The 18516-nt window shown below is 51.5% G+C and carries 17 protein-coding genes, 1 tRNA gene and 1 pseudogene; 7 read left to right on the forward strand and 12 right to left on the reverse strand.

Translation table 11 applies throughout. The features are described 5' to 3' along the window. Positions 1-41: 41 nt before the first annotated feature. Positions 42-117 (forward strand) — tRNA-Phe (locus tag ACVLVH_RS17650). 131 nt (positions 118-248) lie between these two features. Here the strand turns inward: ACVLVH_RS17650 and ACVLVH_RS17655 are convergent. From ACVLVH_RS17655 to ACVLVH_RS17665, 3 genes and pseudogenes are all read right to left on the reverse strand, one after another. Continuing rightward, positions 249-740: an Hcp family type VI secretion system effector gene (locus ACVLVH_RS17655; RefSeq protein ID WP_192412097.1), complete on the reverse strand. Its 492-nt coding sequence runs from the start codon at positions 738-740 to the stop codon at positions 249-251. A 1-nt stretch (position 741) separates the two neighbouring features. Continuing rightward, positions 742-1005 (reverse strand): hypothetical protein, encoded by a 264-nt coding sequence (locus ACVLVH_RS17660; RefSeq protein WP_192412096.1) that lies wholly within the window; start codon positions 1003-1005, stop codon positions 742-744. Continuing rightward, positions 983-1502: pseudogene (locus ACVLVH_RS17665) on the reverse strand (DUF2778 domain-containing protein). The gene ACVLVH_RS17660 and the pseudogene ACVLVH_RS17665 overlap by 23 nt, the downstream one beginning before the upstream one ends. Before the next feature lie 360 nt (positions 1503-1862). Between ACVLVH_RS17665 and ACVLVH_RS17670 the strand changes: the two are divergent. Further along, a complete protein-coding gene (locus tag ACVLVH_RS17670; protein WP_192412095.1) occupies positions 1863-2321 on the forward strand; it encodes a GNAT family N-acetyltransferase in 459 nt (152 codons plus the stop codon). 6 nt (positions 2322-2327) lie between these two features. On the opposite strand, the gene ACVLVH_RS17675 is transcribed toward ACVLVH_RS17670, so the two are convergent. The 7 genes from ACVLVH_RS17675 to ACVLVH_RS17705 all read right to left on the reverse strand — a co-directional run bounded on the left by ACVLVH_RS17675 (position 2328) and on the right by ACVLVH_RS17705 (position 10282). Beyond that, positions 2328-4370 (reverse strand): 2Fe-2S iron-sulfur cluster-binding protein, encoded by a 2043-nt coding sequence (locus ACVLVH_RS17675; protein WP_192412094.1) that lies wholly within the window; start codon positions 4368-4370, stop codon positions 2328-2330. Between the two features lie 10 nt (positions 4371-4380). After that, the gene (locus ACVLVH_RS17680; protein WP_192236345.1) at positions 4381-4998 is read right to left on the reverse strand and encodes a glutathione S-transferase family protein; all 618 of its coding nucleotides are present in this window, start codon (positions 4996-4998) and stop codon (positions 4381-4383) included. Between the two features lie 129 nt (positions 4999-5127). After that, positions 5128-5640 (reverse strand): ferritin-like domain-containing protein, encoded by a 513-nt coding sequence (locus ACVLVH_RS17685; RefSeq protein WP_137386456.1) that lies wholly within the window; start codon positions 5638-5640, stop codon positions 5128-5130. Positions 5641-5698: 58 nt separating this feature from the next. Continuing rightward, positions 5699-5881 (reverse strand): con-10 family general stress protein, encoded by a 183-nt coding sequence (locus ACVLVH_RS17690; RefSeq protein ID WP_110867269.1) that lies wholly within the window; start codon positions 5879-5881, stop codon positions 5699-5701. Between the two features lie 415 nt (positions 5882-6296). Beyond that, positions 6297-7703 carry an MFS transporter gene (locus ACVLVH_RS17695; RefSeq protein ID WP_192412093.1) on the reverse strand — a complete coding sequence of 469 codons (1407 nt, stop codon included), beginning with the start codon at positions 7701-7703 and terminating at the stop codon, positions 6297-6299. Between the two features lie 161 nt (positions 7704-7864). Further along, positions 7865-8953: a tartrate dehydrogenase gene (locus tag ACVLVH_RS17700; RefSeq protein WP_192412092.1), complete on the reverse strand. Its 1089-nt coding sequence runs from the start codon at positions 8951-8953 to the stop codon at positions 7865-7867. An 18-nt stretch (positions 8954-8971) separates the two neighbouring features. After that, positions 8972-10282, reverse strand: coding sequence for an MFS transporter (locus tag ACVLVH_RS17705; RefSeq protein WP_101761864.1), 1311 nt, complete (start codon positions 10280-10282; stop codon positions 8972-8974). A 130-nt stretch (positions 10283-10412) separates the two neighbouring features. Between ACVLVH_RS17705 and ACVLVH_RS17710 the strand changes: the two genes are divergently transcribed. Next, on the forward strand, positions 10413-11321 hold the full coding sequence (locus ACVLVH_RS17710) for a LysR family transcriptional regulator (RefSeq protein ID WP_192412091.1): 909 nt from the start codon (positions 10413-10415) through the stop codon (positions 11319-11321). A 176-nt stretch (positions 11322-11497) separates the two neighbouring features. Here ACVLVH_RS17710 and ACVLVH_RS17715 read toward each other — a convergent pair whose 3' ends face one another. Together ACVLVH_RS17715 and ACVLVH_RS17720 are read right to left on the reverse strand one after the other, a co-directional pair. Beyond that, positions 11498-12544, reverse strand: a complete 1047-nt coding sequence (locus ACVLVH_RS17715) for a DNA cytosine methyltransferase (protein ID WP_192412090.1) — start codon at positions 12542-12544, stop codon at positions 11498-11500. Then, positions 12537-14345 (reverse strand): ATP-dependent nuclease, encoded by a 1809-nt coding sequence (locus ACVLVH_RS17720; RefSeq protein ID WP_498949931.1) that lies wholly within the window; start codon positions 14343-14345, stop codon positions 12537-12539. The genes ACVLVH_RS17715 and ACVLVH_RS17720 overlap by 8 nt, the downstream gene beginning before the upstream one ends. Before the next feature lie 361 nt (positions 14346-14706). Here ACVLVH_RS17720 and ACVLVH_RS17725 point away from each other — a divergent pair, with 361 nt between their 5' ends. The 4 genes from ACVLVH_RS17725 to ACVLVH_RS17740 all read left to right on the forward strand — a co-directional run bounded on the left by ACVLVH_RS17725 (position 14707) and on the right by ACVLVH_RS17740 (position 18514). After that, complete coding sequence (locus tag ACVLVH_RS17725) at positions 14707-15666, forward strand: LysR family transcriptional regulator (protein ID WP_192236355.1); 960 nt, start codon at positions 14707-14709, stop codon at positions 15664-15666. A gap of 351 nt (positions 15667-16017) precedes the next feature. Beyond that, entirely contained in the window at positions 16018-17472 is a 1455-nt protein-coding gene (locus tag ACVLVH_RS17730; RefSeq protein WP_192412088.1) for an NAD(P)-binding domain-containing protein, read from the forward strand. Next, positions 17469-17951 carry a CMD domain-containing protein gene (locus ACVLVH_RS17735; protein ID WP_192412087.1) on the forward strand — a complete coding sequence of 161 codons (483 nt, stop codon included), beginning with the start codon at positions 17469-17471 and terminating at the stop codon, positions 17949-17951. The genes ACVLVH_RS17730 and ACVLVH_RS17735 overlap by 4 nt, the downstream gene beginning before the upstream one ends. Further along, entirely contained in the window at positions 17948-18514 is a 567-nt protein-coding gene (locus ACVLVH_RS17740) for a peroxidase-related enzyme (RefSeq protein ID WP_192412086.1), read from the forward strand. Before ACVLVH_RS17735 ends, ACVLVH_RS17740 begins: the two co-directional genes overlap by 4 nt. Positions 18515-18516 lie beyond the last annotated feature (2 nt).

Consider the following 18516-nt stretch of genomic DNA (forward strand, 5'->3'; position numbering starts at 1 on the left):
GTTTGACGGTGCCGCGCGAGTAGGGTTTAATGCGCCCCGTTGCCCGGATAGCTCAGTCGGTAGAGCAGGGGATTGAAAATCCCCGTGTCCGTGGTTCGATTCCGCGTCCGGGCACCAACATTCTGAAAACCCAGCTTATGGCTGGGTTTTTGCTTTTCTGGGTTTCATCACTCTTCATACAACCTTGCGACGATTACGGCTCGATGCGGTGCTTGAGTCTCAGTATCTCAAAAGCAGGAAAGGTTGTTCTAAGCGGTTGGACGCTCGTTCCAAGCATCGGTGTACTGGATGTTGCCATCCACAATTCGCCACGTGATTTTTTCATACTGCAAACTGACGCTTTCCGTATGGTTTAGTTTGTCATTGCCTGCAAGCTTCACATTTGCCACGCCGCAGTTAACGCCGGTGACTTTCACGTATTCCATCAGCACTATGTAATAGCAAACCTCCTGGCCAGCATCGCTAATGTTATAGAAGCGAAGTTCAGCGCTTTTTAGCGTCTGCCCGGTGGCTGCTGCCTTGTACAGATAAGGCGTGGAGCTATCCACTTCTTTCTCAATCATCATTGATGAATGCTGGCGCGTACCGGTGATCCTACCGTTAGATCCGTCCACTGGCAGGTTGATGCCGTGGGTCATGCCGATAATTTCAATGCTGCCTTCACGGTCGTGAACATCGACAGATCCTCGAATATCTGCGCCACCATCATCTTTAAGCCACATATACGGAGGGATTGGCATTTTACTTGCTCCGTATTTTTTTGATCAACTTCATGGTTATTAAGTAAACAGCCGTGGTGATGGACACCACGATGACAACATCAATGTAGAAATAGGCGTCGTAGAGAGTTTCAATGTTGGATTCGCCGCTGATAAACACGGCAACCTTTCGTGCGAAATTCAGTGAGATGTAGGTTTCAGCGCCACCGAGCGATCTGCCCACAGCCAGCGTTATTAGTATGAAGAAAACGCATTTTGCGGCCCTACGGGCAAGTGTTTGAGCCATTGGCAACAACCTCAATTAATCCTCGGGCCATCAGCGAAGGCTTGCCTGGCACGGGCACCATTAATGTGTTCATAAACGCCTGGCGGATACGCGCATAATCGGAGTTGTGGGGGGATGGTGATGCAACCTTCTGACACGGTTCCTGGATGAAGCCGGAATAATTCGCGGCGCACGCCCTCATACCAGGTTTCGTCGTCAATGGCTGCATCCTCCCGATAGAGTGCAAACCATTCACTTCGGCCAAAAGCCACGCCTTTCGTGTACTTGTTCCAGGCGTCCTGTAATTCCGCCTTTCGCTTACCAAAGAAACCACCCGCGCCGCGGTCGACAACCCAGTATTTCCCGGGTGGCAATGGGCCGTCACCCGAAACTGCGCCGCATCCACCTCGATTTCGATAAGCGCCGTTACCAGAAAACGCCATGAAAACGCCGACGCCATAGATGTTTAATGGTGCGTAATCCGCGCCGTTCAGAATAAGTGTTCCATTCAATGCCATCGTTCCCTCATTAACCATGTAATAACCGTGGGTGATAGTAACAATGAATGGAATATAGTGCCAAAAATTGTTAGGGATTCTTATGGGTTGATCTAACGTTTTGAACTAATGTTTTTTTTGAATGGCGTAGTTTTTATTTTTTTTATTTAATATAAAACAGTTGGATATAAGTATTTATCTCTAAAATTTGTTTGATAAAATCAGCACTGCCAATTGAATTATTGATAAGCCTGTAAAAAGGTTAACTCCAGAAATCAGCCTTACCACAGCAGCTATGTCCAAATAAAGAATCGCTTGTCGCCCACAACAATCCTTCATAAATTCTTTCACACCCCAACAAAATTAACGTAGGCCGCAGAGATGAGTGAGTTCGTCGTAGAAGAGTGGAACAAAGAGGGTTATTTGATCAGCACGGACGAAAATAAACTGGACCTCGCCGCCATACACCGTTATCTCACCACTTCGACATGGGCAGCAGGCATTGATGAAGAGACGGTCAATGCTTCGATACAAAACAGTCTTAACTTTGGTCTTTACCATCAGGGCGAACAGATTGGCTTTGCGCGGTTAATCACGGATTACGCCACCTTCGCTTATCTGTGCGATGTTTACGTGCTCGACGCGTATCAGGGAAACGGCCTGGCACGCTGGTTGATGGCGTGCATTCATGCGCATCCGGTTTTTGCGCGGCTGCGCAGAATTACGCTGTTCACCAGCACGGCGCCGTGGCTGTATGAAAAGTTTGGCTATCAACCGGTTAACCAGCCGAATTACGCGTGGACGATTACCCGGCCTGAGATCTACAAAAACAAAGCGTGATAAATCTCACAGCGCCAGCTGAATCGCCTGCACCTCATCCTCCTGCTGCGCCGGCCGCGCGCAGCAGATCAGCACTTCATCATCCGCCACTTGCGCGCTCGGTGGCGTTGGGTAAGTCACCGCGCCTTGCAGCAGTTTGGTTTTACAGCTGCCGCAATGTCCGGCGCGACAGCTGTACGCTGGGCTCAGGCCACGCGCTTCAGCCAGCTCAAGCAGCGAACCGGTATCCGGCGTCCAACGCGCCTCTTTCAGTGAATCCATGAACTTCACCGGCACCGATTGGGTTGCTATCGGCAACAGCGGTTTTGCTTCTTTAACAATATCGTTGGTGCGCTGCAGCGACGATGGCCCAAAGGCTTCGGCGTGAATGCGATCGTCGGCGATATTCAAGGCGCGCAGCCCGTCGTACAGCGCCTGGGTAAATTGCGGCGGACCGCACAGATAGAAGTCGTAATCGTTAAACGGCAGCACCCGCGAGAGCAGCGCCATATCGATGCGGCCGGCAAAATCGTAATCAACATCCGGTTCTGCATCCGCCGTCTGGCTTAGCACGCGCACCAGTTTCACCGCGCCGTGCGCCGCCGCCAGCAACTGGTCGAGTTCGCGCACAAAAGGGCGCTCGGCTTTGCTGCGCGCCGACTGGAACAGAAACGTAGGGCGCAGGCGCTGTTTGCGCACTCCTTCGTATATCAGATGTCGCAGCATCGCCAGCATCGGCGTGATGCCCACGCCAGCGGCAAGCAGCACCGCCGGACGCGGTTCGCTGGCGTCGAGAGTAAAATCACCCGCCGGCGCACGCGCTTCCAGCGTATCTCCGGTGTGGAGATGATCGTGCAGGTAACGCGAAACCGCGCCATCGCGCTTGACGCTGATGCGGTAAAAATTCTCCGATGGCGCGACCGAAAGCGTGTAGGCGCGCATCAGCGGCTTATCCGTACCGGGCAACTGCAGGCGAATCGGCAGATGTTGACCGGCCAGATGCGGCAACAGACCCGCGCCATCATCCGGCACTAAATGAAACGAGCGGATCGTGGCGCTCTCATCCACCACCTTAATCACCTTGAACGGACGCCAGCGCGAAGCCAGATCTGCTGCACGCAGGCGTTCGGCGGCGGCTTGCCAGTCGCCGGTCATCAGCGAACTGGGTGCGACGCCATCCGGCGGCGTTAACCAGCGTAAGGCGAGGGCGGCACGACGACGCACGATACGGCGCGCACGAAACGTCCACAGCCGCTCGGCACCCTGAAAGGCGGCGATCTCGGGCGAGTCGAGAATCACTTCGGCATCGCCGCTCAGTTGCAGCGTGTCGCCGCTGGCGTAATCAACAAACAGCAATCCCGCTTTGCCATTCTGGTGAATGTTGCCCAGCGTGGAGAAAAACAGATTGCCGTTGAAGTCGGGAATGGTCAGCAGGCCATCTTCACTGACGCGCACGAAACCCGGTTTACCACCGCGATGCGAGGCATCAACCTGGCGTTCGGCATAGCTGGCGACGTAAAAGGTATCCGCCGCGCCGATGCTGGCGCGCGCGGCATCATCCAGCGCGCTCAGGGTTTCCACCTCACCGCGATAAGGTTCGGCGGGAGGATGTGCAAAGTGAAAGTCACGCAGCTGGATATAGCGCGGGCAGTTGCCAAAACTCTGTTCCACCTGCACGCGAAAACCAGCGCCAATCGCCTGCAGCACGCCGTTCATGCGGTTACGTCGCCGCGTATGCAGTTCGATGCCCAGCAGCCCAATCGGCGCGCCATCCTGCATGCCCGCCGCCGCGGGATCGCCTTGATGCGGACGCGCCTCGATATCCAGCGTGGTGGCATTCGGCGAGAAGATAAAACCGGGTTGGCCTTCCAGCAGCGTGGCCCACGCATCGCCGTGCGCATCCACGCTGCCCGCCACAATAAACGGCAGCTGCGCGTAGAAGTCGCGGTGTTGATCGGGCATGTGATCGCGGATCACGCGCTGGCCGACGTCCGCCATGCGCTCCGCCACACCCGCCTGTTGCTGAAGCGCAATTTCACCCTGATGCCAAACCGGTAGTTTCTTGCTCATGATGGTGGACTCAGGCGATGCTGCGCAGGCCAGCCGCAGTTTGAGGGAAGGGCACAAAGCCCGGCAGCGCTTCGATGCGACGCAACAGCGCGTTCACCGCCGGATAGCCGGAGAGATCGACATTGCCTTCTGGCGCACCCACGATATAGCTGTACTGCGCAACGTCGGCAATAGTCGGGCGATCGCCAACCAGCCATTCACGGCCTTCAAGATGCTGCTCAATGCGTGACAGCACCAGATGCGCGCGGGCAATCACCTCTTCAGGATTGAACGGGCGGCCAAACACGGTAATCAAACGCGCCGCGGCTGGACCAAAGGCGATATCACCGGCTGCCACGGTGAGCCAGCGCTGTACCGCCGCCGCGCCCTGCGCATCTTCCGGCAACCATTCGCTGCGACCGCTTTTCTTCGCCAGATAGACCAGAATGGCGTTGGAATCGGCAATAAACACGCCGTCATCTTCCAGCACCGGCACCTGACCAAACGGATTCATGGCGAGGAATTCCGGCGTTTTGTTTTCGCCAGATTTGAGATCAACATCGATGACTTCATGCGGTAAATCCAGCAGCGACAGGAACAGACGTGCGCGGTGAGCATGACCAGAAAGCGGGAAGTGATAGAGTTTCATGTTGCGGTTCCTTAGGTGTTGCTCGGGATAATCCCGAGCCTTGCCATAAGGTTCGCACAGACAATTTAGCGGCAGAATAGCCGGGTTAGCGAAGTCATTGTTGCGAAAAATGGAAGAATCGTGCCGGAGCTACTTCTTAGCTTCCACGCCTGGCGTAGCGGAGCGAATCAAATACTGTTCGGTCACGTCCGGCAAATGCGTCAAGGTCCAGTCGGCCATGGCGATTTCCTGCTCGCGGATGCGCGAGAAGATATCGGCACTTTCGTGATCGTTGAGATGCTGCGCCGCCGCAATCAGTGAGGTGTAGCTGGCAATCTCAAGGTGCTCAAACACGTGGCCGCTGATCGCGCCTTTCACCACTTCATCTTCCACCATCACGCCGCCAATCGACTGACCGAAAGCGGAGATTTTGCCGGCGAGATCTTTCAATACCGATTGAGAAGTGGAGTAGCGATCGATCACGCTCTGCACCAGCGTCTGATGTTCACGGGTCTCAACAATATGCTGTTCGATACGCAGTTTAAGGTCGGGATAGTGTTCAAGGCGCGAGGCCATTTTTTCCAGCATGCTTTCAGCCTGTTTTTCCATGGCATGGGCATCTTTTACCCAATCGAGAAAGTGCTCTTCGCTGTTGTGGCTCATAATATTTTCCTGACAAATAAATAAAAGGAGATTGCGGCTGTTGCCGAATTACCGGCCGTTATGCGGGAGATTTATCGACGACTCGACGGCTTTTTTTACCGCCTTTTCGTCCCGCTTCAATCGCACGCTCTGGATTATTACGAAAATTGCCGCCGCTTAATTGGCCGCCTTTTTTACCCGCTTCGCGGGCTCTTTCCGGGTCCATGGCAAAATTGCCAGAACCGCCACGTGGTGTTGTCATAATGAATACCTCAGATAAAGGGGATAACGCATATTTCATTTGCTACTTAAGGTTAGCCCTAAAAGCCAAACGTACAACCAATTGCAATTAGGAATTATCCTAAGATGGTTGAAATCGTTAAGTTATTTTACATACTTAAAATAATTTGATTTGGCAAAAAAGATAATTAAAGCTTCGCGATTAATGGGTGAGAGAAAATAATTGACCGCTGCGCTTATAACTTTTTTCTCTTCCAACGTGATGAAATAAATTAACATTCCTGATGCTTTTATTTATTTCTCAAACAGAGAGTGGCGACCAGATCATTAGCCATAATCTTAAAAGGGGTTTAATAAATATAAATGCTAATAAAAAAGGGATTATTTTAAGCGAAGCGCACTATTTCTGCTTTTTAACCATAAATAGTGCGTTGGGATTATTTTACCAGCACCTGCGCACCGGCGTTTTTCTCCAGTCGCATTACGTCAAACAGCGACAGCAGCACCAACAGCGCCACACCGGCGAAGGCGATATGAATATCGCTTTGCGCAATTTCGCTATGCTCCTGCCACAACATGGATGCGCGCAGGAACAGCGCCGCCAGCGCAATACCCGCGCTCATGCTGAACTGGAAGAAGATGCTGAACACCACCGAGGCATCGCTCATCTTGTTTTGCGGCACATCGGCGAAGCCCAGGCTGTTGTAGCAGCTGAACTGCAGCGAGCGCGACAGCCCGCCAACAAACAGAATCGCGGCAATCGCGAAGTAGCCCAGCGACGGATTGAGCAGCAAGCAGCCGAGCATCGCTGCAAGGCTGATCATGCCATTGAACATCAGCACGCGACGAAAGCCCCAGCGCTTCATCAACCAGGTTGTCGCTGGCTTCATCGCCAGGTTTCCGGCAAATACCCACAGCACCATCGCACCGGCCTGCGCCGCGCTCCAGCCAAAGCCAAGCTGAAACAGCAACGGCAGCAAATAGGGCACCGCGTTGATCGAGGCGCGGAACAACGAGCCGCCAATCACCGCATTACGGAAGGTGGCAATTTTCATCGCGCTAAACGGCAGCAGCGGCTGCGCATCGCGGAAGCTGTGGCGATACGCCAGCCAGCTGCACAGCATGCCCAGCAGCAGCAACGGAATGCCAAAACTGAGATGCATCTGTCCCAGCGCTTCCAGCGCGATAATTAATGAGGTGCAGGCGGTGGCGGTAAGCACAAAGCCGCGCACATCAAACGGCCGCCGCTGTTCGCTTTTAAACTGCGGCACCAGATAAGCGGTGGCGATAATGGCGAGGATGCCGAGCGGAATATTGAGCCAGAAAATCCACGGCCAATGCCCGTAAGTAACAATCAATCCGCCCAGCGGCGGGCCAAGCACCGGCGCAATCAAACCCGGCCAGGTAATAAAGGCGATGGTCTTCACCATGTCCTTTTTCTCCGTGACGCGCAGCACTACCATGCGACCGACCGGCACCATCATCGCGCCGCCAATCCCTTGCAGAATGCGACTCAGCGTGAACGTCGGCAGCGTGTCGCTCAAGCCGCAAAGGATCGAGGCGAGGGTGAAAATCAGGATGGCGCTGGCGAATATCGTGCGCGCGCCAAAGCGCTCCGCCAGCCAGCCGCTCATCGGAATGAACACCGCCACCGCCAGTAAATACGCGCTGACGCCAATGTTCAGCGCTACCGGGCTGGAGGCGAAGTCGCGCGCCATCTGCGGAATCGCGGTGGTGATCACCGTGGCATCGAGGTTTTCCATAAAGAAGGTCACGGCAACCAACAACGCTAACAGCAGGGTGCGATGGGAATTCGGTCGGGCTTCTCTGCCTGAGTCGATCATGCGAGGTCCTGCGAAAACAGAAGGATGCAAAGACTTTTAATGAAAAGCGCAGCAGGTGCAAATCAAAATCACAGAATGCATGAGTCGTAGCGGCGCAATTCATTGCGCGATAAATCGCGCCGCTAAGCAATGTGCGATGACAGGATGCGCACTGGATAAAATCAGATGGCTTCTGCCACAGTAGCTTTTGCCTCAATAAACTCCACCACCGCACGCGTTACCTCAGCGGTATTCGCCGTGCCGCCGACATCCGGTGTCAAAATGCCCTGAGCGCAGACATATTCAATACCTTGCATAATCAGCGCCGCAGCATCCCGCTCGCCGAGATGCTCCAGCATCTGCACCGCCGTCCAGAACGTGGCGATCGGGTTGGCGATGCCTTTGCCGGTGATATCAAACGCCGAGCCGTGAATCGGTTCGAACATCGACGGGAAGCGACGTTCAGGATCGATATTGGCGGTGGGCGCCACGCCCAAACTGCCCGCCAGCGCTCCGGCCAGATCCGACAAAATATCGGCGTGCAGATTGGTGGCGACAATGGTATCGAGGCTCTGCGGATGCAGCGTCATGCGATGCGTCATCGCATCCACCAGCATTTTGTCCCACTGCACATCCGGGAACTCCTGCGCCACTTCGGCGGCAATCTCATCCCACATCACCATGCCGTGACGCTGGGCGTTGGATTTGGTCACCACCGTCAGCAGCTTGCGTGGGCGTGACTGCGCCAGTTTGAAGGCATAACGCATTATGCGCGTCACGCCAACGCGGGTGAAGATCGCCACTTCGGTGCCGACTTCTTCCGGCAAACCACGATGCGCGCGCCCACCATTACCGGAATATTCGCCTTCTGAGTTTTCCCGCACAATCACCCAGTCGAGATCGCCGGGGCCGCGATTGCGCAGCGGCGAGGTGACGCCCGGCAGAATTTTGGTCGGACGCACGTTGGCGTACTGGTCAAAGCCCTGACAAATTGGCAAACGCAAACCCCACAGCGTGATGTGATCCGGCACGTCGGGCGCGCCGACCGCACCAAAGTAAATCGCATCAAACGTCTTCAGCGTTTGCAGGCCATCTTCCGGCATCATTACGCCGTGTTGCTTGTAGTAATCCGAGCCCCAGTCAAAGGTTTGCACCGTAAACGTCAGCTGCGGATCGCGGCGCGTCAAGGCGTGCAGCACGGCAACGCCAGCAGAGATCACTTCCGGGCCAATACCATCCGCAGGAATCGCGGCAATTGAGTAGTTACGCATGATGTTTCTCCAGTTAGGTCAATGTGTATGAGGATGAGCAAGCTCTGCGGGATGCGGTGTTTTGCCGCGGGCAGAGAGAATCAGAACTACAATCGCCGATAGCACCAGCAGCCCGGCAACAAAATAGAGTCCCCACGTATAGCTGCCCGTTTGCTGACGGATCACGCCAATCATCATCGGGCCGACAAAACCGCCAAGGTTGCCGATAGAGTTGATGGTGGCGATGCCCGCGGCCGCCGCGGGACCGCTCAGGAACAGCGTCGGCATGCTCCACAGCGGCGGTTTGGAGGCGCTGATGCCGACGGTGACCAGCGTCAGGGCGATAATCACCGTAAACAGCGTGCTGACGTTCCCGGCATAAATCAGTCCGGCAGCCGCCAGCAAACAGGCACCGATAACATGCCAGCTGCGCTCTTTGGTGCGGTCCGAATGGCGCGCCCACAGAATCATGCCGATCACGCCCAGTACCGCCGGGAAGGCGTTGAGGAAACCAATTTCTATTGAGGACGCGCCGAAGCTGCGGATGATTTGCGGTGACCAAATGCCCAACGTGTACAAGCCTGCGGATGTGCCGAAATAGACCAGCGCCAGCGCTAACACACGCTTATCGGCCAGTCCGCGCCAGGCGCTGCTGTGGCTTTGATTGGCCGCGCGCGCCTGTTCTTCGGCCTGCATGGTCTTTTCCAGCCACGCCCGTTCTTCATCGGTGAGCCACTTGGCTTTCGCCGGGCGATCGGTGAGGTAAAACAGCACCACGATGCCGAATATCAGTGCCGGTATCGCTTCCAGCACAAACATCCATTGCCAACCGGCGTAGCCAAGCAGGCCATGCATCTCCAGTAATGCGGCGGAAATGGGCGAACCTAACGCAGTGGAAAGTGGGGCCGCAGCCATAAAGATGGCGGTGACCTGCGCACGTTTTGCCGCCGGGAACCAGTAGCTGAGATAGAGGATGATGCCGGGGAAGAAACCGGCTTCTGCCACGCCAAGCAGAAAGCGCAGCAGGTAGAAGCTGGTGGTGCCCTGCACAAATGCCATGCAGCCGGAAACCAATCCCCATGTGATCATGACGCGCGCAATCCAGATGCGGGCGCCGACTTTATGCAGAATTAAATTCGACGGTACTTCAAACAGAAAATAACCGAGGAAAAAGATTCCAGCGCCAAAGCCAAATACCGTGGGCGAGAAACCTAAATCCTGATTCATAGTTAATGCAGCAAAACCAATATTGACGCGATCGAGAAAAGCGATGAAGTAGAGCAGCATGATGAAGGGCACAATGCGTAACGTCACTTTACGCATCACCCTTTTTTCGAGGTGAGAGTTCATATTAAAGTGCTCCAGATTGTGTAGGGTGGTGTTATTTTTTTGTAATCGAGTTCAGTATGCAGTTTTGCTTTGGCTTATCATCAGATGTGGATTATATAAACTATTTGCATAATCAGCGGGTGAGGGGAATGTGGATATAAATCAATTGCGTTGCTTTATTGCGGTCGGTAAAGAACTGCATTTTGGCCGCGCCGCACAAAAGATGGAAATGATGCCTGCGTCACTTTCTCGCTTCATTCGTTTACTGGAAGAGGACCTCGGCGTGCGTCTGTTAAATCGATCGACGCGTAATGTTTCATTAACTGCCGAAGGCGCGCTCTTTTTTGACGACGCCAGCAAATTAATCGATCAATTTGATGCGCTGGCGAAACGTTTTAAAGTGGGATTAAAAGATGAACGCCGCACATTACGTATTGGTGCGATTGATAGTGCCGCGCGTGGGTTAGTTCCGGCGTTACTTAATTTATTTGTTCCGCTGCATCCGCACAGCGATATTCATATTATTGAAGACAAAACCATTAATTTAATTCCGAAATTAAAGTCGGGTTGGCTGGATATGATTTTTATTCGCGAGCCGCAAAGTATTGATGCGTCATTAGCGGTGCGCTTTATCACGCGCGAAAGCTGCGTGCTGGCGGTGCCGATTCAGCATGCGCTGGCGGCTCGTGAACGGGTGGCGGTGGCTGATTTTCAACACGAAGCGATGATCATTCCAGACCGGCGCACACGCCCGCACAGTCACGATCTCACCATGAGCCTGTTTAAACTGGCGGGATTCACGCCGCACATCGCGCAGTTTGCCGAAGAGAAACAAACCATCCTGAGCCTGGTTGCTGCGGGGCTGGGATTGGCGGTGGTGCCCGCCTCGTATCGCACCATGAACAGCGACAGCGTTAGCTATATTGCGCTGGATCTGCCGGAGCAGATTAAAGGATTGCCATTGAGCATTGCCTGGCAGAAGGGCAACGAAGATAGTTTTCTACTGGATATGCTGCGTTTGTTGCGTGAGCATCATGGCGAGTTGACGGAGAATTTGTGATAAAAATATTTTTAAACTCAAATGTAATTTAAGAGAAACATAAGGTCTTATTAAGCAGCTTAAATTGAAGCATGCTTTTGAAAGAGTCGCTTAAACAATTCTCGAACAATTTTTTTCGACAACTTGAAAGTTAAAGTTAAATCTAAAGATAATGATTTTATCTTTAGATTTATGAGTTAATTTGAGCCTTCGATTTGTCTAATAATGCTTAATGCGTGTGCTTTTATAAAAGGTGGAGGCAAAGCATTACCAATCATCAATGAAATTGAACCTTTACCATGTTCAGGGATGAACTTGTAACTAATCGGAAACCCCTGTAAAAGCGCGGCTTCTCTTAATGATATTGCCCTATCCTTTTCAGGGTGAATAAAACGTCCCTTCGATGGATTATTGCATCCGCTAGTAATTGTAGGTGATGGATCATCCCATTGCATTCGACCATAAACATCATAGAATCCATTTGATTTTCTATGACATTCAAGTTGTAGGTGTGGAGGTAATGAAGTTCTGCTACCTCCATTTTTGGGGATGTTTTTAATTATCTCCATTACTTTTTGAGAACGTTTATCAGTTAAACTATGTATGTTATCATTCTCAGGAATTTCTTTTTTTCCAATCGCATCTCTTACAGTTTTAAATTTTGATGACTTAGCTGCTAAATTAGGAATGCAACTTATAGAAGCTAATAAGATTAATCTTTTCCTTCTTTGAGGGACTGAATAATCTTTTGCATCGAGTACGTCAAATTTATAAGAGTAGCCCAATGTGTCTAATGAAAGGCAAAACTCATGAAATCTATGGTCTTTAATCAGTGTTGGGACATTTTCAAGCATGATGTTTTTAGGCTTCATGACTTTAATATATTCAAGAAAATAAAATATAAGATCATTTCTGGTATCTTCTGATGCAAATCCTTTATTTTTTGTTCTTAGACGTGAAAAGCCTTGGCATGGCGGGCATCCAGCTAAAAGATCTAATTCCCCAGGGGAAATGTTTAATTTATCAAGTGCTTCTTCAGGTGGTAAAGAGATTATATCCATATTGAACATTTTAGTTTTGGGATGATTCAATGTGTATGTTGTTGCAGCTTTTTTATCTAACTCAATAGCTGCCAAAACCTTAAAGCCAGCTTGAACTAAACCTTGAGATAAACCACCACACCCACTGAAAAGGTCAATAGCAGTATGTTTTTTATTGATAGTCTTGGCTTTTGATTTATCCACGCTGAATCCACTCCTTAACTTTAGATGCAATTATAACCAAATCAGCCGAATTGTCATCCATTTTATTTAAGTAGTGTTTTGATAGAGTAATTATCTCAAGTGACGAAATATCCGGATCGTTGTAGATTTGTTTTAATGCATTTTTATATTCTTCTGATGAATTATAAGTCGCGCTTTCATCTATAGAATTTAAAACGATAGCATCCGGACATAATCTTGGTAGGTAACTGAGATTATTATAAATCCATGACAAGTATTTTAATTTCATATCTGTTTCAGCAACTTTATTACCAGCTTTGTCATTTCCTCCATTTAATAAAAGTTGTGGTTTGCATTTGACTGTTTCTTTGATTTTTTCATCCAGCGTAAAGTATTCAGATGGTGGAATGGTGCTTGGATCATGAAAAGTTTCAAGTAGTTTTTGGTCGCCGTCAAGGTATACGAAACTTTTGGATTCTTTTATTATTAGTGTTGGGATAATATATTTTAAAATAGTATCGGCGCCACCAGGCGCAACAATTATTTCAATACTCAACTTTTCACCGGGGTCTAACTGTCTGGTTGCTCTTTCGATAACAGCTTTTGCCATCAAGTCTTCAACATAGATTGTAGTTTTATCATTATTTAAGCTTCCAAGTCTATTTAATGCAATTAGAGATGAGCAGCTATTCATAATCCTTGTTTTACCCATTCCATTACCTTCTAAAACTTTAATAGCATTGTTAGGTAATTCAGAAATCATATCACTTGAATGTGTGGAAATTATTATTTGTAATTTTTTTATGATGATCATTTCCAGTAAAAACGAAAGGAGTTCCCTTTGGGCTCCAGGATGTAAAGAAGTTTCTGGTTCATCGAGTAATACTAAAGTATTTTCATTAGAAGCTAACAATTCAGTAACAATTTTCACAATGGAAAGCTCACCACTTCCAGCATATGCTTCTGAATACTTTATTCCTCGGTCAAAGATAACGCTAAGGTCACTTCCATTTTGGCTAGGATATAAAGAATGTTCAATATAACGGGCTGAAATATACTTTCTACCTAAGATCCTTGAAACTATCTCCAGTTCATTATCATTTAATAATCTATTGCAGAATACTCTATCCCTGCCTCCGCCTAACTTCCATTCCTGAATGTTGTTGCTGGCAACTCGACTAAGTCGCTTTGCGCCCTTAAGCATTTCTTCATGTTTCTCACTTTGGCCAGTTGGCCCTTTATGAATTGAATAATTAATTTTGTCATCGAAATTCATTGTCCTGTCAAATGCGCCAATAACCATTTTCATATTCATGTAAAGAACTTCACGTTGCACTGGATTCCAGCGATCAGCATCTTTTCTTTCGTAAGGCTCTTTAGGCATTTTTTTCATATTATCACGAATGCTGATCTTCGTTGGTTCCCAGTATTCATAATTTCTGTTAACACGTTTCATTCGAGCTTTTCTAGTCTCAACAATATTATTGTATTTTTGATGCCAATGACCATATATATAGCGAGCAGGGTTTTTATTAATATCGATGATAGGATCTATATCAGTTGAAAACCAAAAACGTGATGTACTATATCTTTCAGGCATACCGTACAAAGCATGAAGAATTGAGCTTTTACCGCTTCCATTTGCGCCAACTAATGCAGTTAAAGGAAAGTCAAACGTAATTTTTGCGTTTTCTTCTAATCCTTTAAAGTTAGGGAATCTTGCGTGATGAATATAATTTTTAAATGCTTTTCCATTCATCATTTTTTGAATGTTTTCAATTAAATTCGAAACCGGAGGTTGTTTTTTGATTTTTTGGTTCATCAGCATATCCTAATGCAAAAATAAAATAATGGATTGTTTTGAGTTGTAACAAAATTTACTACTTTAAGAACGTTTTGTCTAATTTTTTAGATGGTAAATATAAGATGTTTGTAGTGTCTAGAGTGGGTTTGTTAAGGTGTGATTTAATAAAAATTTTTAAATCGTAATTTTAAATTTTATCTCTTAAGGATGGTTGTAATTAGGTTGATGCTTTAGATTTCATAATTAAGTGAAATGTTTAATGCTTTAAGTGATTGTATATACTTTACTTCCAGTAGCTAATTCCCACCACTCTCTCTATGATGAAAACTTTCCCGCGCCAATGTCGGGAACGATCAATGAGTTAGGGAAAAATTGCGCGATGACCATTTTAAACGACCTGGATTTGCGGCAGCTGGAAGCCTTTTCGGCGGTGATCTCTGCCGGTAGCGTCACGGCGGCGGCGAAGGCGCTCAATCGCTCGCAGCCGGCGGTGTCGCGTTTGATTCAGGAGCTGGAACAATCGCTGGGTTATCCGCTGTTTATCCGCAACGGGCCGCGCATTCATCCTTCGGAAGAGGCGCTGCAGCTGCATCAATACGTGCAGAAAGCGCTGCTCTCGCTGCAGCAGATTCGCCTGCGCGCGCAGGAGATCGCCCATCAGCAGCATCGTCCGCTGAGCATCGCCGCCACGCCGGCATTGGCGGCGGGTTTGCTGCCGCAGGCGCTGGCCGCGCTGAATCTGCAGAACAAAGTGCAGATCATCAGCGAATCCGCCGTGCAGACGGCGCATGCGGTGATCACCGCCGAAGCCGATCTCGGTTTATGCAGTCTGCCGCTGGAGCATCACGCGGTGGAGTTGCACTGGATTGGGCAGTCGCAGTGCGTGGTGGCGCTGCCAGAGCATGACGAGCTGGCAGCGCAATCTCAGCTATCGTTGAGCAGCCTGGCGGGACGCCGTTTGATTGCGCCGTGGAGCCCGCAGCGGCTGCGCGGGCGCTACGAAAAGGCGCTGAAAATGGTCAAAACGCCGCTGCACGAAACCATCGAAACCAACTCCTCCGCCAATATTCTTGGCTGCGTGCGCGCCGGGCTGGGCGTGGCGATTCTCGAACCGGTCACCGGTTGGGGCATGCCGCTGGCCGGTGTGGCGATTCGTCCAATTGAGGAGGATATTCCCTACTACTTTGGCGTGATCACGCCGCAGGGAAGACAGATTTCAGCTGCCGCGCAGGCGCTGGTTGAGGCGTTAGCCAGCGCGGCCGCCGATTTGCTGCCGGGTTTTGAGCGTCTGCCCGCCAGCGAGCATCCGCGTATTATGCGGTTGATTAATCAGGATTAAATATCTCACCCCAATCGTATTTTGTAGCGGCGCAATGTTTTGCGCGATAAATCGCGCCGCTACGGAATGTACGTGATTTCAGTCATCAGCTTGCGTATGAAAATCTTCTTTTAAAAGCCTTATAACATTTCCGGCATAAGATATAAGAAATCCATTGGTCAAAAGCTGAGCGCGATTATTGACTCTGTTTTAGGGCAAGAGGATTATGCGAAACCTTAGCTCTTACTATGTGATTTAGTGATTAATGACCATTAACTATGTGTTATCAGGATAATGGAAATGCACAATCACTTACGCGATTTGGTGGTTTCGTCCGCACCCTGGCCGCCGCTTATTTCTGGGAAAACATGTATGACTTATGCCGCCGATGGCCTTGCCGCGCTGGAAGCTCAGCTTCAGCAGGATCTGGAATATCTTGAACTGCCCGCTAAATCCTGGGTGCCCGAGCGCACGCAGGATGGCGCACCCGTGCGTGACGTGGTGGTGATCGGCGCGGGCATGTGCGGGCTGGCGGCGGTGGCGAAATTGCAGTTCAGCGGCATCAGCAATGTGGTGGCGTATGACGCCGCACCCGCTGGGCTGGAAGGTCCGTGGGTGACCTTTGCGCGCATGGAAACGCTGCGTTCACCGAAATCTCTACAAGGCCCGGCGCTCGGCATGGCGCAACTGACGTTCCGCGCGTGGTTCACCGCGCAGTGGGGCAAAGAAGCCTGGCAAGCGCTGGATAAAATTCCCAAAGCGCAGTGGATGGATTATCTGATTTGGTATCGCAAGGTGCTGAATCTGCCGGTGCGCAACAATGTGCGCGTCACCCACATTGGCTTTGCTGGCGATCTGATTGCGCTCGATGTAAGCGGTGCCGAAACCGGCCGCATATACACTCGCCGCTTGGTGCTGGCCACCGGACGTTCTGGTCTTGGCGGCTTCGCCGTGCCGGATTTCCTGCAAGGTATTAGCCGCCAGTTCTGGGCGCACTCCGCCGACGACATTGATTTCGCTGCCCTGCAGGGCAAACGCATCGCGGTGATTGGCGCAGGTGCATCGTCAATGGATAACGCCGCCACCGCGCTGGAAAACGGCGCGGGCGCGGTGGATCTGCTGATTCGTCGTAAGCAGATGCCGCGCATCAACAAAATGACCGGCATCGGCAGTCAGGGCGTGGTGCACGGCATGCATCAGCTGCCGGACGCGTGGAAGTGGAAGTTTGTCGATTACACCGCCACCACGCAAACGCCGCCGCCGCGCTCCTCGACGCTGCGCGTATCGCGTCATGCCAATGCTCGCTTCTTGCTTAATTGCGGCATCAAAGCGGTTAAGCAAGAGGCCGATGGGCTGCTGATCGAAACCACGCAAGGCGCGCTGCGCTACGACTACCTCATTGCGGCTACCGGCTTTAGTAACGATTTCCACGACCGCCCGGAGTTTGCCGCGCTCGCGCCACATATCCGCAGCTGGCGCGACGGACGTTATCAGCCCGAAATGGGCGCGCCGCGAGCCAATCTGCTGGAAGCGCCGGATCTCGGCCCCGCCTTTGAATTCCGCGAACTGACACCAGGCGCATGCCCGCTGTTGGCGCACATTCACTGCTTCAACGATGCCGCGATGCTGACGCACGGCAAAGTCTCCGGCGATATCCCGGCGGTGAGCGCCGGTGCCGATCGTCTGGTGCGCGGCATTACCGCTTCGCTGTTTGCCGAAGACGTCGAGCAGCATTACGCCAACTTACAGGCTTTTGACACCCCTGAATTGCAGGGCGATGAATGGGTGGATTCTACGCCCTTACTCAACCAGGAGAACGCGCAGTGAGTGACGCAATTGATCACGCAGTCGGTTTAAACGCTGAAGATGCGCTGTACGGCACGCGCCGCCTGCGCCCGGAATTTGTTGACGGCGCGGAGCAGTGCCGCATCTCGGTGCTGGCACCCAACGACGATCAGGGCTTAGCGCCGGATGTGCGTTTAGCGCTGGCGCAGCGCATGGCGCAGCTGAATAACGATGCCGCGCTGCAACAGGATTATCAGACGCAGCTGGCGGCGTTGCAGCCGTCAGAGGCGCTGCTGGCGCTGGCGGCAGGCGCCGCCGATCTGCCAGAACCGCTGGCGACCATCGCGCGCCACGCCGATCTCATTACCCAGCAGCCAATGCACGCCACCGAGCAGCACATTCGCCTGCTGGAGCAAGCCGGATTGAGCAATCCGCAGATTGTGGCGCTCTCCGAGCTGATCGCTTTTATTAACTTCCAGACGCGCGTCGCGGCCGGATTACGCTTGTTGAGGTCTGCATGATTCCATCGGTTAATCTCAAGCCGCTGCACTGGCATCCGTATATCGCGCCGGTCGAGGTAGAAGAGGCCACGCCCGCGCAGCTCGATGCGATGAAAGTGACGCCATCCAATAAGAAGATCTCCGAATATGTGCGCACGTTAGCACACGATCCCGACAGCTACGTGGCGCGTACCGTGCTGTTCAACGCCATCATGTATGTCGATGGCGGGCTGGATCGCGCGGATCGTGAACTCGGCGCGCTGGGCGCGTCGATCGTCAATGGCTGCAAATATTGCGCGGTGGTGCACGCGCGTCGCCATGCGCAGCTGGCCGAAAGTGATGCGGTGGTGAGCGCCATCTATTTTAATCGTGCGGATGTGCTCGGCGAGCGTGATGCGGCGATCTACCGTTTTGCCCGCCGCCTGTCGGTGACGCCGTCAGAAGCCAGCGTCGAAGATATGGCGACACTGCGCGCAGTCGGCATGAACGATCAGGAGATTATCGATCTGATCCACGCCATCGCCATTTTTGGCTGGGCCAACCGTCTGATGCATGTGCTTGGCCATGCTGACCTGCACAAATAAGG

This window comes from Kluyvera sp. 1366 (assembly GCF_054823405.1).

Excerpts from the sequence above, each read along its gene's own strand:
- ACVLVH_RS17660 (WP_192412096.1), bottom strand. The coding sequence starts at position 1,005 with ATGGCTCAAACACTTGCCCGTAGGGCCGCAAAATGCGTTTTCTTCATA.
- ACVLVH_RS17680 (WP_192236345.1), bottom strand. The coding sequence starts at position 4,998 with ATGAAACTCTATCACTTCCCGCTTTCTGGTCATGCTCACCGCGCACGT.
- ACVLVH_RS17740 (WP_192412086.1), top strand. The coding sequence starts at position 17,948 with ATGATTCCATCGGTTAATCTCAAGCCGCTGCACTGGCATCCGTATATC.
- ACVLVH_RS17725 (WP_192236355.1), top strand. The coding sequence starts at position 14,707 with ATGACCATTTTAAACGACCTGGATTTGCGGCAGCTGGAAGCCTTTTCG.
- ACVLVH_RS17730 (WP_192412088.1), top strand. The coding sequence starts at position 16,018 with ATGACTTATGCCGCCGATGGCCTTGCCGCGCTGGAAGCTCAGCTTCAG.
- ACVLVH_RS17695 (WP_192412093.1), bottom strand. The coding sequence starts at position 7,703 with ATGATCGACTCAGGCAGAGAAGCCCGACCGAATTCCCATCGCACCCTG.
- ACVLVH_RS17720 (WP_498949931.1), bottom strand. The coding sequence starts at position 14,345 with ATGAACCAAAAAATCAAAAAACAACCTCCGGTTTCGAATTTAATTGAA.
- ACVLVH_RS17705 (WP_101761864.1), bottom strand. The coding sequence starts at position 10,282 with ATGAACTCTCACCTCGAAAAAAGGGTGATGCGTAAAGTGACGTTACGC.
- ACVLVH_RS17655 (WP_192412097.1), bottom strand. The coding sequence starts at position 740 with ATGCCAATCCCTCCGTATATGTGGCTTAAAGATGATGGTGGCGCAGAT.
- ACVLVH_RS17690 (WP_110867269.1), bottom strand. The coding sequence starts at position 5,881 with ATGACAACACCACGTGGCGGTTCTGGCAATTTTGCCATGGACCCGGAA.
- ACVLVH_RS17675 (WP_192412094.1), bottom strand. The coding sequence starts at position 4,370 with ATGAGCAAGAAACTACCGGTTTGGCATCAGGGTGAAATTGCGCTTCAG.
- ACVLVH_RS17685 (WP_137386456.1), bottom strand. The coding sequence starts at position 5,640 with ATGAGCCACAACAGCGAAGAGCACTTTCTCGATTGGGTAAAAGATGCC.
- ACVLVH_RS17670 (WP_192412095.1), top strand. The coding sequence starts at position 1,863 with ATGAGTGAGTTCGTCGTAGAAGAGTGGAACAAAGAGGGTTATTTGATC.
- ACVLVH_RS17700 (WP_192412092.1), bottom strand. The coding sequence starts at position 8,953 with ATGCGTAACTACTCAATTGCCGCGATTCCTGCGGATGGTATTGGCCCG.